Below are 14,044 nucleotides of genomic sequence, written 5' to 3'. Positions count from 1 at the left end.
TCTGCCGCACGGCTCAGTCGAGCAGGCCCAGTTCGAGCGCGCGGCGCACCGCCGAGGTGCGGTCGGAGACGCCGAGCTTCTCGTAGGCGCGGCTGAGGTACGTCTTCACCGTCGCCTCCCCGATGAACAGCTCGGCGCCGATGGCCGCATTGGTCCGTCCGTCGGCGGCGAGCCGGAGGACATTGACCTCCTGGGCGGAGAGCGCCGGCGCTGCCTGCCTACCCTGCACGCGACCCAGCAGGGCGGACGCGGCGGAGGTCGCCAGCACCGTCTCGCCGGCGGCGGCCGAGCGCACCGACCGGGCGAGCTCCGCAGGGGCGATGTCCTTCAGCAGGTATCCGCTGGCCCCGGCCTCGATCGCACGCAGGATGTCCTGATCGGTCTCGTAGGTCGTCAGCACGACGACCCGGGTCGCGGGATGCGCGGCCGCGATCGCGCGCGTCGCCTCCACTCCGTCGCCACCCGGCATCCGCAGGTCCATCAGCACCAGATCGGGATGCAGTGCCGCCACCAGCGAGACCGCCTCCGGCCCGCTGCCCGCCTGGCCCACCACCTCGATGTCGTCGTAGCCCTGCAGCATCCCGCGGATCCCCTCCCGCACGACGGGATGGTCGTCGGCCAGCACGATGCGGATCACGGCGCCTCCCCGATCGGCTCGGCGGGGAGCACGACACGCAGGCGCGTCCCCGCGCCGGGAGCAGTGGTCAGCGCGAAGGCGCCGCCGGCCTCGCGCACGCGGGCCTCCATCCCGTCGATGCCGTAGCCGTCGCGCGGCGCGCCCGCGTCGAAGCCGCGGCCGTCGTCGTGCACGGTGAGCGCGAGCGAGCCGGCGTCGTACGCGAGGGTCGCATCCACCGCCCCGGCGCGCGCGTGCTTCCGCACGTTGGCGAGCGCCTCCTGGAACACACGCAACGCGACCACCTCCAGTGCGGGCGCCGCGGGCCGCGGCGTGCCGGTGACCCGGAAGGCGACCGGTACGCCCGCTTCCTCCTCGAACCGGCCGGCGACCCGGCCGAGCGCCTGCTCCAGCGTCGATTCGGCCAGCCGCCCTGGCGTCAATGCGGCGATGATCCGACGTGACTCCTGCAGGTTCTCCTGCGCCGTGTCGGTCATCAGCTCGACGTGACGGCGCGCGGTCGCGGGATCCGACTCCAACTCGCCCTGCACGGCGTGGCCGAGGGTGACGATGCTCGTGAACCCCTGCGCCAGCGTGTCGTGCATCTCCCGGGCGATCCGTTCGCGCTCGGCCGCAGCGCCCTGCTGCTCCGACAGCTCCGCGATCTCGCGCTGCTGCTCGCGCAGCCTGTCGATCAGCAGTCCGCGCTCGCGGCTCTCCTTGGTGACCGCCGTGATGCGGTTGCTGAAGTAGACGGACACCGCGATGATCAGCACCGTCAGACCGAGCGTCCCCGCCACATCGCCGGGGTCGAGGTCGCCGACCAGCCACCGGACCAGCACCCCGCCGAAGTTGATGACGACGATCGCCGCCGCGGCGGGGATGGCCGAGAGCACCAGGAAGAACTGCGGGGACACGATGAACAGGGCGATGTTGGCCCAGGTGTTCAGCCCGTAGGCGGCGAAGTAGACGGCCGTCGCGATCCCGACATACGTCCACGCGCGCCAGGTGTTGCCGCGGATGCCGGCTCGGCTCGGCCGGGCCAGGTACCAGTAGACCGGGAAGAGCGCGAGGACGAGCCCCGCCGACACGATGGTCCGCGGGTAGCCGCTGATCGGGTTGGCCAGGATGAGCACCACCGACGCGAGGGTCGCGGCGGCCGAGTACCCGATCCAGTCGCCGAACCAGCGGTCGTCCACGCGCTCCGTCACGATCAGACTGTAGCGGCTCTGTCGGCGGCGTCGGTGCCGGCGCCGCCGGTGACGGCCGCGGGCTCCTCGGGCAGCGAGGTGCGACCGGCTGGGTAGAAGATCCCGATCACGGCGACGACCGCCATCGCGGCCGCCATGCCCCAGAACGCCCACTGCACGGCCGAAGCGTAGTCGGCGCGGACCGCGTGCAGGATCTGGTCCTGGATCGCCTGCGGGATGTTCGCGAGCGAGCCGCCGCTGCCGGAGGCGCCGCTGATCCTGTCGACCGCGGTCTGCGCGTCCGCCGCCGTGCCGCCGAACTTCGCGAACGAGGTGGTCAGCAGGTCGGTGAGCCGTGAGGTCACGATCGTCGTGAAGACCGCGAGGCCGAGTGCGCCGCCGAAGTTCTTCATCGTCTGCGAGATCGCGCTCACCTCGCCGTAGCTCGCGCCGATCGCGCGGTTCACGGCGTCGGTGGACACCGGGCTGAACATGAGTCCGATGCCCGCACCCGCGATCACGATGGGCCACGTCTGCGGGTTGAAGAAGGCGTCCGCGTGGATCGACAGATCGGTCGCCGTGGTCGCCAGCCAGCCGAAGCCGACCGCGCCGATGAGACCGCCCAGCAGCACGACCCTGCGCGCTCCGCTCTTGTCGAACCGGACCGAGCCGAGTCTGCTCGCGATGACGAACCCGATGAAGAACTTGAGGAACAGCAGTCCGGTCTCGGACGCCGACAGCTGCAGCGACACCTGACCGTAGACGCTCAGGAAGAAGAAGGCGCTGATGAAGGCGATCGAGGCGAACAGCGTCGCCAGGGTCGAGAGGGTGAAACCGCGGTCGCGGAAAGCGGCGATGCGGATCAGCGGCTGGGCGATCCGGCGCTGCACAACGACGAACAGCACCAGGAGGGCTGCACCGACGACGAGCGAGCCGATGACCGCCGGGCTCGCCCATCCCCAGGGGCTCGCCTGCTGCAGGCCGAAGACGACCAGGCCCATCCCCGCGGCCACGATCGCAGCGCCCAGCCAGTCGATGCGCTCGTGTCGCCGGGTGGAGGGGCGCGCGGCGATGAGCACGATGACGAAGGCCGCGACGGCGATCGGGACGTTGACCCAGAAGATGGCCCGCCAGGTCCAGAGCGTGAGGTAGCCGCCCGCGATCGGTCCGACCGCGGTCATGGCGCCGGTGATCGCGAAGAAGATCGCCATGGCGCGTCCGCGGCTCTCACGGGCGAAGCCCTCTACGACGATGCCGATCGCCGCCGGGAACATGATCGCGCCGCTGACGCCCTGGAGCGCCCGGGCGGCGACCAGCCACGGCTCGGCGAGGTCGCCGGTCGGCGCCAGCCCGCATAGCAGCGACGTGATGCCGAAGCCGGCGATGCCGACCAGCGCCATCCGCTTGTGACCCACCACGTCGGCGATGCGGCCGCCGAGCAGGAAGAAGGCGGCGGTGGTCAGGAGGTAGACGTTGACGGCCCACTGCATCCCGTCGTGGCTCAGCCCGAGGTTCTGCTGGATGCTGGGCGCCGAGAGCGCGACGATCGTCTGGTCGATCGTCGTCATCGAGACGGCGAAGATGAGCCCGGTGAGGGCGAGGGTTGACGACTTCATACCCTCAGCCTGGCGTCGCGCCGCTTCTGCGGGCACCGGCGGGTGGACGTCACCTGTGTCCACCGATCGGTGGACGCGTCAGCCGGCTGCCTCAGCCGGAGGTGGCGTCGGCCCGGGCGTCCGCCGTGGCCCACTCCGGGCGCAGACGCTCGACCCCGTCCAGGATGAGGTCGAGGCCGGTCAGGAACTCCTCGTCGTAGTCGTAGCCGGAGCGGGCGAGCTCGGACACGACCTCCAGCAGGTGCGGGAAGTGCTGGGCGAACTCGGGCGGGGTCGCCTCGAGTTTCTGCGCGGCCACCTCCCCCGACTCCTCCGGAGTGCCGAACGGGAGCGTCTTCTCCTGCAGGGCGAAACCGTAGACGTACGCGTCGAGCACCGAGGTGACGTGGACCGTCGTCCGGAACGAGAAGCCCGAGAGCCGGAGGCATCCCATCATCGCGTTGTGCTGGTGCAGGTTGGAGAGCCCTGGGCGCATCCGCGCCTCCATCATCCCGACCGCCCAGCGGTGACGCAGCATCGCGGCTCGCAGCGAGATCGAGCGGCGCCGCATCGCCTCCCGCCAGCCGAGCTCGGGCTGCGGCGCCTCGACCTCCGCCCAGACGCGGTCGACCATGCCGTCGAGCAGGTCGTCCTTGTTCGCGACGTGCTTGTACAGCGCCATCGGGACGACGCCGAAGCCCTGCGCCAGCGCTCGCATGCTGAGGCCTTCGAGTCCTTCGCGATCGGCGAGTTCGATCGCGGCGTCGATCACCCGGTCGGCGCTGAGGGTCACGCGCGGCGTCGACTCACTTGACATGGTGTACAGCGTACACCTATCGTCATGTCTGACAGGTGTACGCCGTACACCTCCGCCTCTCAAGGAGACCATCATGGACCCGGATCGCCGCCGCTCGCTCGCCGCGGGCGTGCTCTTCCTGCTCACCTTCGCGACGTCGATCACCGGAGCGCTGCTCTACGGGCCGGTGCTGAGCGACCCGCACTTCATCCTCGGCTCGGGAGACGCCGGTCCCGTCCTCGCCGGGGCGCTGTGCGAGGTCGCACTCGTCATCACCAACCTCGGCACCGCGCTCGTGCTCTACCCGGTGCTCCGGCGCACGAGCCCGTCGCTCGCGCTCGCCTACGTCGTCGCCCGGGTGATGGAGAGCACGCTCATCGCGGTCGGCATCCTCAGCCTCCTCTCGGTGGTGACCCTGCGCCAAGACGGCTTCGCCCCCGGCGCCGACGCGACCGCGATCGTCGTCGCGCAGGCGCTCGTGGCGCTGCACGGGTGGACGTTCCTGCTCGGCCCGGGGTTCGTCGTCGGGATCGGCAACGGCCTGATCCTCGGCTGGATGCTCTACCGCGCGCACCTCATCCCGCGCGGATGGGCGTGGCTGGGCATGGTCGGCGGCCCGCTGCTGTCACTGTCGGGTGTGGCCGTACTGCTCGGGGCGTACGAGCAGGTCTCCACGTGGTCGGCGCTGGCGACCATCCCGGAGTTCGTCTGGGAGGCGTTCCTGGGCATCTACCTGACGGTGCACGGGTTCCGCGCGCGAACCCCGCACGCGCAGCCCGCAGCGGTCACGCCTGCGCTGCGATGAACTCCTCGATGGATGCGACGGTCACGCCCGGGGGTCGAGTCGGCTGAGTGGACGGTCAGAGCCCCAGCGACTTCTTGATGAGGTCCGCGGCGTCGTCGGTGCCCGCGGCCCGCTCGGTCGCCTCCTGATTCGCCTCGGTCACGGCCTTCACGACCTCGTCGCGCTGGATGCGGATGCCGCGCGGGGCGTCGATCCCGATGCGCACCCCGTCACCGCGCGATTCGAGGATCGTCACGACGATGTCGTCGCCGATGAGCACCCGCTCCCCCGCCTTGCGCGTCAATACCAGCATCAGGCCAGCCTATCCGCCGGGCGGCGCGTCCAGCCAGAGCACCGGGAGCCCGAGCGAGTGGATGTCGTCCGGCGACGACGTGAAGGATGCGCCGGTGGCGGCCACCGCGTCCACCGCGAGCACCGCATCCACCGCCCGCACCCACTCGGCGGTGTCGTCGAGGCGGCGCGAGACGTCGACCGAGACCCAGACCTGGTCGGGCGCGATCCCGGCGAGTTCGGCGGCGACCGCGGGGACGCCGGACGGGACGGCCAGCGCGAAAGCGGCTACGACGGGGATGTCGCGTCGGACGCCGTCGGCGCGCGCGGCCAGCGCATCCCTCCGGTCGGCGAGCGCGTGCACCTCGGCGCCTGCGCCGGCGGAGGCGGCCAGCACGCGGGCGGCGGCATGCGCGTCGGAGCCCAGCCCGACGACCAGCGTGAGGTCGCCGCGTCCGCGCAGCCGCGCCGGCGGCGGCCCCGCGGGCACGGCCGGCGTCGCCGGCTCCGGCGCGACCGGGGCGACCTGCACGACCGGCGGAACGAACGGATCCCCGAGTTGCGACATGTCGTCACCACTCGACGGGGATTCGAGCAACGACTCACCACTCGACGGGACGGAGACGCCGGTGGGCGCCGGGACGGACACGCCGGCGGGGAGCAGCTCGGGCGCGTCGACGGCACGCACGAGGTCGTCGAGCACCGCCTGGAAGGCGAGCGACGACGTCGAGACGGCGGGGAGCACCTCCTCGTCGCCGTCGACCCACTCAGGCCGCGATCGACTCCGCACCGCGGACCACCCCCACGGTCTCGATGGCCGCCTGGACGGCGGTCACCTCCTGGTACGACAGCACCGCGAGTCCGCCGATCTGACCGGCCACGAGCCTCCGGATCGCCGGACGCAGCGCGGGCGCGCACACCAGCACCGCCGAGACGCCGGCCTCGTCGAGACGCCCCGCGGTGTCCCGGATGGACGCGAGCACCGCCTCCAGCCGCACCGGGTCGAGCACGATCTGGCTGCCGGCCTCGGACGGCCGCAGGCCCTCCAGCATCGACTGCTCCAGTCCCGGGTCGATCATGATGACGCGCAGCGTCCCCGCGTCGATGTGCGGAGCGACCACCGCCGGCCCGAGCGCCGCACGCGCCGCCTCGACCAGCCCCTCCGGGTCGTTCGAGACCTTCGCCCGCAGGGTCAGCGCCTCCAGGATGCGCGGCAGGTCGTTGATCGGGACCTGCTCCGCCAGCATCCCCTGCAGCACGCGCTGCACCTCTGCGAGCGACAGCAGCGCCGGGATGAGCTCCTCCACAGCGGGCGGGTTCACCTGCTTGACGCCCTCGGTCAGCAGCCGCACGTCCTCGCGCGTCAGCAGGCGGGCGGCGTTCGAGGTGATGATCGACGACAGGTGCGTGATCAGCACCGAGACGCGGTCGATGACCGTCGCGCCGCCCAGCTCGGCGCTGTGCCGCATCTCGGACGGGATCCACTTCGCCGGAAGGCCGAACACCGGCTCGACGGTGGGCGTTCCGGGCAGGTTGTCGAGCGCGTCGCCCAGTGCGAGCACCCGGCCGGACGGCGCCTGGCCGCGCCCCGCCTCCACCCCCGCGATCTTGATGACGTAGGTCGACGGCGGCAGGTCCGCGCTGTCGCGCGTGCGCACCGGCGGGACGATGACGCCGAGCTCGAGGGCGATCTTGCGGCGCAGCGCCCGCACCCGGGCGAGCAGGTCGTCGGAGGCTCCGCTGACGATGTCGACGAGGTCCGGGGCGAGCGTGATCTCCAGGGCGTGGACGCGCATCTGCTCGATGAGATCCTCGGTCGTCTCGGACTTGGTCGCCGTCGCGACGGCGTTCTGCGCCGCCTGCGCCTTCTTGGCGGCGGCCTGCGAGGTCTTGATCCGCTGCGACGCGAAGATCAGGAACGCTCCGACCAGCACGAACGGGATGGGCGGCATGCCCGGGATGAGCGCCATCACGATGGCCGCGCATCCCGCGATCATCAGGGCGTTGCGCGACTGGCTCAGCTGTCCGCTGGCCGTCGTCCCCATGTCGGACTCGGCGTTCGACCGGGTCACGATCATGCCGGTCGAGACGGCCATGAGCAGCGCCGGGATCTGCGAGACGAGTCCATCGCCGATGGTGAGCAGGGTGTACGAGTTGACCGCGTCGAGCAGGTCCATGCCGCGCTGGATCATCCCGATCGCGATGCCGCCGACGACGTTGATGACGATGATCAGGATGCCCGCGATCGCGTCGCCCTTGACGAACTTGGAGGCGCCGTCCATCGCGCCGTAGAAGTCCGCCTCGGCCGACACCTCGGCGCGCCGCGCACGCGCCTGCTCCTCGGTGATGAGGCCGGCGTTGAGGTCGGCGTCGATCGCCATCTGCTTTCCGGGCATCGCGTCGAGGGTGAACCGCGCGCCCACCTCGGCGACGCGCTCGGCGCCCTTGGTGACCACGATGAACTGGATGACCACCAGGATGAGGAACACCACGGCGCCGATGATGATGGACCCGCCGACGGCCACATGCCCGAACGCCTGGATGACCTGGCCGGCGAACCCGTCGCCCAGCACCAGACGGGTGGAGGCGACGTTGAGTCCCAGCCGGAACAGCGTCGCCACCAGCAGCAGCGACGGGAACACCGAGAAGTCGAGCGGCTTCTTGACGAACATCGTCGTGAGCAGCACGACCAGCGCCAGCATGATGTTGACGATGATGAGCATGTCGAGCAGCCACGACGGCACCGGCACGACCAGCAGCATGATGATGCCGACGACACCGATCGGCACGGCCACCTTGGCGGCGAGACCCTTGTTCGGCTTCATGTGAGCCCTCCCTGCAGTTGGGGTCGCATGGTGTGGAAGCCGGCGGCGGAGCCGCGCTGCTTCAGCGACATGACGAACGCGAGCACGCGCGCGACGGAGTTGTAGAGCTCGACCGGGATCTCGTCGCCGACCTGGCAGCCGGCGTGCAGAGCCCGGGCGAGCGGGATGTCCTTCACGATCGGCACGCGCTCCTCCTCCGCCTTCTCGCGGATGCGGAGCGCGATCGCGCCGGAGCCTTTCGCCACGACCCGCGGCGCCGACCGGCCGGGCTCGTACTTCACCGCGACCGCGATGTGCGTCGGGTTGACGAGCACGACATCCGACCCGGCGATCGCGGCGATCATACGGTTGCGGCTCATCGCGAGCTGGCGGGAGCGGCGATGCGAGCGGACCAGCGGGTCGCCCTCGCTGTTCTTGTTCTCGTCGCGCACCTCCTGCTTGCTCATGCGGGTGTGCTTGCGGTTGCGCCGCATGACGACGAGCACGTCGAGGCCCGCGAGCACCAGCCCCGCGCCGACCGCGGCCTGCAGCAGGCCGGCCGTGCCCCCGGATGCGGCAGAGAGCAGCGAGGCGAGCGGCATCGTCCCGGAGGTGAGCAGCACCGGCATCAGACCCTGCACGACGAGGAACAGCCCGATCGCGACGACGCCCGACTTGAGCAGCGTCTTCGCGCCCTCCCAGAGGGCGCGCATCCCGAACACCCGGCCGATGCCTTTGACGATGTTGAACTGCTCGTACTTGCCTTCGAGCTTCTTGAAGTGGATGCCGCCCTGCACCGCCGCCGCGCCGACCACGGCGAGCGCTCCCACACCGAGCAGCGGCCCGATCGTCGCCATGATGCTGCCGAGACCCGCTCCCAGGGCGGCGAGCGCCTTCGCCGGGTCGGGGCTCTCGATCACCGAGCGGACGGAGAACAGCTGCTCGATCGCGGCGGTGCTGCCGGTCTGCAACGTGAACGGGAGCATCACCGCGGCAGCGCCGACGCCGACCCAGGCCGTGAGGTCGGACGACTTGCTGAGGCGGCCCTTGGAGCGCGCCTCCTTCATCCGCTTCTCGGTGGCCTGCTCGGTGCGTTCCTGCGCGTCGCTCACCGGGCCACCTCCAGCATCGTCTTGACGGCGGTGTCGGTGAGGCCCGACACGATGCCGGGGAGCGCGATGAACACGATCGCCGACAGCACCACCGTGAGCATGATCTTCAGCGGGAAGCCGAGCGAGAACGCGTTGAGCGCCGGCGCCACGCGGGTGAGGAGGCCGAGGCCGACATCCGCGAGGAACAGCACGACGATCAGCGGCCCGGCGATCTGCAGAGCAGCGATGAACATCTGTGTCACGCCGGCGACCATCTGCTTCGCCGGGTCTGCCATGTCCATCCCCGCGGCGAGCGGGATGGCGTCGAACGTGCGCACCAGTCCGCCGATGATGAGCTGGTAGCCGCCCGACGCGAACAGCAGGGCGAGGGAGGTCAGCTGGAACATCCGCGTGAACTGCGCGCCGTTGATCATCGACTGCGGATCGAACGCCTGGGCCAGCTGGAAGCCGCCGAACAGGTCGACCAGGTTCCCCGCCGACTGGATGGCCGCGAAGACGAGGAAGACGAGGAACCCGAGCGTCGCCCCCACCGCGAGCTCACGCACCATGCCGAGCAGGAACGCGCCGGTGTCGCCCGAGTGGTACCCGGCCCCCGCGCGGGGCGCGACCGCGACCGCGAGACCGATCGCCAGCATCCCCTTCACCTGAGCGGGGAAGCCGTTGTACGAGAAGGGCGGCGCGATCACGAGGAAGGCGACCATCCGCAGGGAGGCCAGCGCGATCGCCTCGAGCGCGGCGACGTCGATGGGGATGTTCATCAGCCACCGCCCAGCAGCAGCGGGATCTTGTCGAAGAGCACGTGGGTGAAGGTGACGAGCTCGGAGATCATCCACTGCCCGCAGATGATCAGCGCGATGGCGACCGCGGCCGCCTTCGGCACGAACGAGAGCGTGACCTCCTGGATCTGCGTGATCGACTGCACGAGCGAGATCGCGAAGCCGACGACGAGCGCGGTGATGACGATCGGAGCGGCGAGCTTGGCGGTCACCATGAGTCCCTGGATGGCGATGTCCAGGACGGCGTTGGGATTCATCCGCCACCTCGATAGCTCGTGATCAGGCTGGTGATGATGAGACCCCAGCCGTCGACCAGCACGAACAGCAGGATCTTGAACGGCAGCGAGATCATCACCGGCGGGAGCATCATCATGCCCATCGACATCAGCGCCGCGGAGACCACCATGTCGATGACCAGGAACGGCACGAAGATGACGAAGCCGATGATGAACGCGGCCCGCAGCTCGGAGATCATGAACGCCGGGATGAGCGTGAGCATCGGGACGGCGCTGACCGTGCTCGGGTTCGGCCGGCCCGCCGCGCGGGTCATCAGCGCGATGTCCTCCTCGCGGGTGTGCGCCGCCATGAACCCGCGCAGCGGCCCCTCGGCGGCGTGCACCGCCGCGGTGAAGTCGATGTGACCGGCGAGGTACGGCTGCACCGCCGAGTTGTTGATGTCGACGAGCACCGGACTCATGATGAACAGGCTCAGGAACAGCGAGAGCCCGGCGAGCACCTGGTTCGGCGGGATGGACGGCAGCGCCAGCGCGTTCCGGGTGATCGCGAGCACGACGAAGATCTTCGTGAACGACGACATCATCAGCAGCAGCGCGGGAGCGACCGACAGCACGGTGATGCCCAGCAGGGTCAGGATGGCCGCGCTGGGGGTGCCGTTCGGTCCGTTGATGTCGAGGGTGATGCCGCCGGTGGCGCCACCCGGACCGCCCGGTCCCGTCGGTGTCGGGACGGGGGTGGGGACGGCGTGCGCGGCGTTCGCGCCGAACAGGACGATCGCGACGGCGATGACGGCGACCAGGACGCCGGCCGCGGCGAGGCGGGGAAGCCGCCCGGCGCGCGTCACCTCTTGGGCCGCACCGCCGAACTCGCCTGACGCCACGTTGCCGGGGACAGGATCGAGCCTTTGAGTGCCTCGTCGAAGAGCGAGGCGCGTCCCTGCGCCGTGAGGAAGTCGGCATCCTGCCTGGAAGTGGTGCTGGTGGTGCTGGTGAGAGTCGGAGCGGGTGACGCATCGGTGGTGCCGGTCCTGGCCTCCACCTCGCGTACGCGCGTGATCGGGGTGACGTCCGCATCGTGCGGGCGGTCACTGGAGTGGAGGACGCTGACCTGGCGCTCGGTGACGCCGAGCACGAACCGGTTGCCGTCCACATCCACGACGACGACCGACGCCTTCGGGCCGACCCCCTGCCGGCCCACGACGGTCACCGCGTTCCCGCGACGTCGGCGGCCGGAGCTGCGGCCCTTCGTCACCCGTCGCTGCACGAACCACAGCAGGGCCACGATCACGCCGAGCACCACGAGCACGCGCAGGGCGATGAACAGGGTCTCCACGGCTCGCACTATCGACCGGGGCCGGGGTCCCGTTAGGTGCTGGACGGACGAAACAGAGGCACGGGAGGTGGGATGCTGGGGCCGTGGACATCGAGCTGGCGCGCATCCCGGCCGGGAGCGTCCAGCTGCACGACGCCCGGCGCGAGCGGCGCTGGACGGTGGAGCTGGAGGAGTTCGAACTGGGCACCTTCGCCGTGACGGAGGCGGAGGCGGCCGAGCTGATCGGCGAGCCGGCGCCGCATCCGCGCCGCCCGGCCACCGGGATCAGCTGGTTGCGTGCCGTGCGGATCTGCAACGCGGCCTCCGAGTGGGAGGGGCTGGACCCGGCGTACACGTTCGACGGCGAGGACGTCACCTGGCACGTGGATGCGGACGGCTATCGCCTGCCGACCGAGGCGGAGTGGGAGTACGCCTGCCGCGCCGGGTCGGCCGCTCCCCACTACGGCCCGCTGCCGGAGATCGCCTGGACCAGCGCGGACGGGGTGCGCGAACCTCAGGACGTCGGGCTGCGCCTCCCGAACCTCAACGGGCTCTTCGACACGCTCGGCAACGTCTGGGAGTGGTGCTGGGACCTCCTCGACCCCGGCCGCTACGGCGACTACCGGGTCTTCCGGGGCGGCGGGTTCGCGGACGACGCGTGGAACGTGCGGGCCTCCGTGCGCCGGGGCGGTCCGCCGCGCACGCAGCTGGAGGACGTCGGCTTCCGGTTCGCCCGCGGCGGCTTCGACGCCGACGGCGCCGCGCAGGGGTGGTCCGCTGCGGAGGACGCGGAGCGCGCCTCCCTCGACGGACCGCTGCCTCCGGGATGGACGCCGCGGCGCTGACTCAGTCCAGGTCTTCGGCCGCGTCGAGGATCTTGGTGATGCGGACCGCGTAGTCCTGGTCGACGACCACGATCTCGCCGTGCGCGATGAGGCGGCCATTGAGCAGCACATCCGCGGGCGAGCCGGCCGAGCGGTCCAGTTCGATGACCGCGCCCGGCTCCATGGCCAGCACGTCCCGCACGGCCATCCGGGTGCGGCCGATCTCCACCGTCAGGGCCATCTCCACGTTGCTGATCCGGGCGAGCTTGCCGCCCAGCACGCCGGTTGCGGCACGCTCGGCGACCGACGCCCGCCCCCGGATCGCGAACCAGCCGGCGACGCCTGCGGGGCCGGACAGCGCGAACACCGTCGTCGAGGGGTCGGCGAAGAGCTCCGCCGCGTCGTCGGTGCGGGCGTCGTCGAGCACGCCGGCGCCGAGCGTGTCGCTGGCCGCCTCGAGGGCCGGCTGCAGCACATCCTGAAGCGCCACCACCGGCGAGCCGTCCATCCCGTCGTCCACCAGTTGCGGCGCCTCCAGCAGCACGACGGCGAAGTCGGCGGAGACGGCACCGACGAAGGTGGCGACGACGGCACGGTTGGCGCCGTCGACGTCCGATCCCTGCGCGAGCAGCGGCGTGAGCGGGGCGCCGGTCGGCAGCAGGCGCGAGAGCGCCTCCGCCGCGGCCTGGGCCTGGCCGAGGGAGATCCCGGCGGTGTTCGAGAGGGTCATGCTCATGGGTTCAGTCCTCGGTGTTGGTGATCACGCAGGCGAGACGCGAGCCGCTCGAGCCGAGAGCGGCCGAGGCGATGGCCTGGTCGCCGACGGTCAGATCGAACGGTCGGTGCTGAGGGTGCGGCAGCGGCAGCAGGTCGCCGACCGCGAGCCCCAGCACCACGCTGGGACGCACTGTCGCGGGCGCCAGCCGGAGCGCCACATCCACGGGGACGCGCGACAGCTGGGCATCCACCAGCTCCCGCGCGTTGTCGGTGCTGTGGGTGGGATTCGTCTCGCCGAGCTGCGGGAGCAGGGCGACGGCAGGAAGGGCGAGGGTCGCCCGCGCCGTGTTGTCGCCGACGTGCAGCTCGAACCCGGCGACGATCATCAGCTCGGAGGTCGCCGCGGCTTGGGCGAACTGTGAGTTGTACTGGATGGCGTCCACCGCGATCGGGTTCACCAGCAGCGACCCGAGCGAGTAGCTGAGGTCCTCCAGCGCGTCATCCATCAGCCGACGGACGAGCGCGTGCTCGATCTGCGTGAACGTGCGCTCGTGGTCGACGGGCGTGCCCTGTCCGCCGAGCATCGCGTTCACCCACGACAGGGCGGCGACGGTCGGGAACTGGATGACGGCCTTCGGCGCGATCTCCTCCAGCTCGCACAGCACCATGGCCGTGGTCGCGGGCAGGGACGCCGCGTACTCGTCGTACGTCTGCATCTGCACGTTGTCGCACTCGACCTGGCTGAGCACGCGGACCTTCGCGGTCAGCTGCGTCCCCCACTGCCGCGCGAATGTCTCGAACGCGAGCTCGAGCACGCGCGAGTGCTCCCGGGCGAGCGTCGTGGGCCGCCGGAAGTCGTAGACCGGCGCCTCGAGCGCATCCGGTGCCGGGGCCTGCAGAGTCGTCACGGATGCGACTATCGGCCGGTGAGCGCAGGGCGTTAGGGAGGCCGCGCAGAACCCCGGTCCCCCTAACGACCGACCGGCCGACG

At 71.0% G+C, this 14,044-nt stretch carries 16 protein-coding genes; 2 read left to right on the top strand and 14 right to left on the bottom strand.

What is annotated here, in order from left to right; genetic code table 11:
• Nucleotides 1-13: 13 nt before the first annotated feature.
• From QRN40_RS07270 to QRN40_RS07255, 4 genes are all read right to left on the bottom strand, one after another.
• Entirely contained in the window at nt 14-637 is a 624-nt protein-coding gene (locus QRN40_RS07270; protein ID WP_285114880.1) for a response regulator transcription factor, read from the bottom strand.
• Nucleotides 634-1,827 (bottom strand): sensor histidine kinase, encoded by a 1,194-nt coding sequence (locus tag QRN40_RS07265; RefSeq protein WP_285114878.1) that lies wholly within the window; start codon nt 1,825-1,827, stop codon nt 634-636. The genes QRN40_RS07270 and QRN40_RS07265 overlap by 4 nt, the downstream gene beginning before the upstream one ends.
• A 2-nt stretch (nt 1,828-1,829) precedes the next feature.
• On the bottom strand, nt 1,830-3,422 hold the full coding sequence (locus QRN40_RS07260; protein WP_285114877.1) for an MFS transporter: 1,593 nt from the start codon (nt 3,420-3,422) through the stop codon (nt 1,830-1,832).
• Nucleotides 3,423-3,513: 91 nt separating this feature from the next.
• Nucleotides 3,514-4,218, bottom strand: a complete 705-nt coding sequence (locus QRN40_RS07255) for a TetR/AcrR family transcriptional regulator C-terminal domain-containing protein (RefSeq protein WP_285114876.1) — start codon at nt 4,216-4,218, stop codon at nt 3,514-3,516.
• Nucleotides 4,219-4,291: 73 nt separating this feature from the next.
• Here QRN40_RS07255 and QRN40_RS07250 point away from each other — a divergent pair, with 73 nt between their 5' ends.
• Complete coding sequence (locus tag QRN40_RS07250; protein ID WP_285114874.1) at nt 4,292-5,002, top strand: DUF4386 domain-containing protein; 711 nt, start codon at nt 4,292-4,294, stop codon at nt 5,000-5,002.
• Nucleotides 5,003-5,057: 55 nt separating this feature from the next.
• Here the strand turns inward: QRN40_RS07250 and csrA are convergent, their stop codons facing one another.
• Genes csrA through fliO form a run of 8 tightly spaced genes read right to left on the bottom strand, consistent with a single transcriptional unit; the run spans nt 5,058 to nt 11,533 of the window.
• Nucleotides 5,058-5,294, bottom strand: a complete 237-nt coding sequence (gene csrA, locus QRN40_RS07245; protein ID WP_285114873.1) for a carbon storage regulator CsrA — start codon at nt 5,292-5,294, stop codon at nt 5,058-5,060.
• A gap of 9 nt (nt 5,295-5,303) precedes the next feature.
• On the bottom strand, nt 5,304-6,062 hold the full coding sequence (locus tag QRN40_RS07240; protein WP_285114871.1) for a hypothetical protein: 759 nt from the start codon (nt 6,060-6,062) through the stop codon (nt 5,304-5,306).
• Nucleotides 6,040-8,097 (bottom strand): flagellar biosynthesis protein FlhA, encoded by a 2,058-nt coding sequence (locus QRN40_RS07235; protein WP_285114870.1) that lies wholly within the window; start codon nt 8,095-8,097, stop codon nt 6,040-6,042. Before QRN40_RS07235 ends, QRN40_RS07240 begins: the two co-directional genes overlap by 23 nt.
• The gene (locus tag QRN40_RS07230) at nt 8,094-9,188 is read right to left on the bottom strand and encodes an EscU/YscU/HrcU family type III secretion system export apparatus switch protein (protein WP_285114869.1); all 1,095 of its coding nucleotides are present in this window, start codon (nt 9,186-9,188) and stop codon (nt 8,094-8,096) included. The genes QRN40_RS07235 and QRN40_RS07230 overlap by 4 nt, the downstream gene beginning before the upstream one ends.
• Nucleotides 9,185-9,946, bottom strand: coding sequence for a flagellar biosynthetic protein FliR (locus QRN40_RS07225; RefSeq protein WP_285114868.1), 762 nt, complete (start codon nt 9,944-9,946; stop codon nt 9,185-9,187). The genes QRN40_RS07230 and QRN40_RS07225 overlap by 4 nt, the downstream gene beginning before the upstream one ends.
• Nucleotides 9,946-10,221, bottom strand: coding sequence for a flagellar biosynthetic protein FliQ (locus tag QRN40_RS07220; RefSeq protein WP_285114866.1), 276 nt, complete (start codon nt 10,219-10,221; stop codon nt 9,946-9,948). Before QRN40_RS07220 ends, QRN40_RS07225 begins: the two co-directional genes overlap by 1 nt.
• Nucleotides 10,218-11,045, bottom strand: coding sequence for a flagellar type III secretion system pore protein FliP (gene fliP, locus QRN40_RS07215; protein WP_502878937.1), 828 nt, complete (start codon nt 11,043-11,045; stop codon nt 10,218-10,220). Before fliP ends, QRN40_RS07220 begins: the two co-directional genes overlap by 4 nt.
• Nucleotides 11,042-11,533: a flagellar biosynthetic protein FliO gene (gene fliO, locus QRN40_RS07210; RefSeq protein ID WP_285114864.1), complete on the bottom strand. Its 492-nt coding sequence runs from the start codon at nt 11,531-11,533 to the stop codon at nt 11,042-11,044. The genes fliP and fliO overlap by 4 nt, the downstream gene beginning before the upstream one ends.
• Nucleotides 11,534-11,616: 83 nt before the next feature.
• Here fliO and QRN40_RS07205 point away from each other — a divergent pair, with 83 nt between their 5' ends.
• Nucleotides 11,617-12,357, top strand: a complete 741-nt coding sequence (locus tag QRN40_RS07205) for a formylglycine-generating enzyme family protein (RefSeq protein WP_285114863.1) — start codon at nt 11,617-11,619, stop codon at nt 12,355-12,357.
• A gap of 1 nt (nt 12,358) precedes the next feature.
• Here the strand turns inward: QRN40_RS07205 and fliN are convergent, their stop codons facing one another.
• Nucleotides 12,359-13,072 (bottom strand): flagellar motor switch protein FliN, encoded by a 714-nt coding sequence (gene fliN / locus QRN40_RS07200; protein WP_285114862.1) that lies wholly within the window; start codon nt 13,070-13,072, stop codon nt 12,359-12,361.
• A gap of 4 nt (nt 13,073-13,076) precedes the next feature.
• Nucleotides 13,077-13,961, bottom strand: coding sequence for a flagellar motor switch protein FliM (locus QRN40_RS07195; protein ID WP_285114861.1), 885 nt, complete (start codon nt 13,959-13,961; stop codon nt 13,077-13,079).
• Between the last annotated feature and the right edge of the window lie 83 nt (nt 13,962-14,044).

It is taken from the genome of Leifsonia sp. fls2-241-R2A-40a, from assembly GCF_030209575.1.
In the GTDB taxonomy this organism is placed as follows: Bacteria; Actinomycetota; Actinomycetes; order Actinomycetales; family Microbacteriaceae; genus Leifsonia.
The sequence above is the reverse complement of the archived record's forward strand: the minus strand, read 5'-3'. Positions and strand labels throughout refer to the sequence as shown.

Bases quoted from the DNA above. Each gene is read 5' to 3' on its own strand.
- QRN40_RS07255 (WP_285114876.1), bottom strand. From the start codon at position 4,218: ATGTCAAGTGAGTCGACGCCGCGCGTGACCCTCAGCGCCGACCGGGTG.
- QRN40_RS07235 (WP_285114870.1), bottom strand. From the start codon at position 8,097: ATGAAGCCGAACAAGGGTCTCGCCGCCAAGGTGGCCGTGCCGATCGGT.
- QRN40_RS07260 (WP_285114877.1), bottom strand. From the start codon at position 3,422: ATGAAGTCGTCAACCCTCGCCCTCACCGGGCTCATCTTCGCCGTCTCG.
- QRN40_RS07220 (WP_285114866.1), bottom strand. From the start codon at position 10,221: ATGAATCCCAACGCCGTCCTGGACATCGCCATCCAGGGACTCATGGTG.
- csrA (WP_285114873.1), bottom strand. From the start codon at position 5,294: ATGCTGGTATTGACGCGCAAGGCGGGGGAGCGGGTGCTCATCGGCGAC.
- fliN (WP_285114862.1), bottom strand. From the start codon at position 13,072: ATGAGCATGACCCTCTCGAACACCGCCGGGATCTCCCTCGGCCAGGCC.
- QRN40_RS07250 (WP_285114874.1), top strand. From the start codon at position 4,292: ATGGACCCGGATCGCCGCCGCTCGCTCGCCGCGGGCGTGCTCTTCCTG.
- QRN40_RS07225 (WP_285114868.1), bottom strand. From the start codon at position 9,946: ATGAACATCCCCATCGACGTCGCCGCGCTCGAGGCGATCGCGCTGGCC.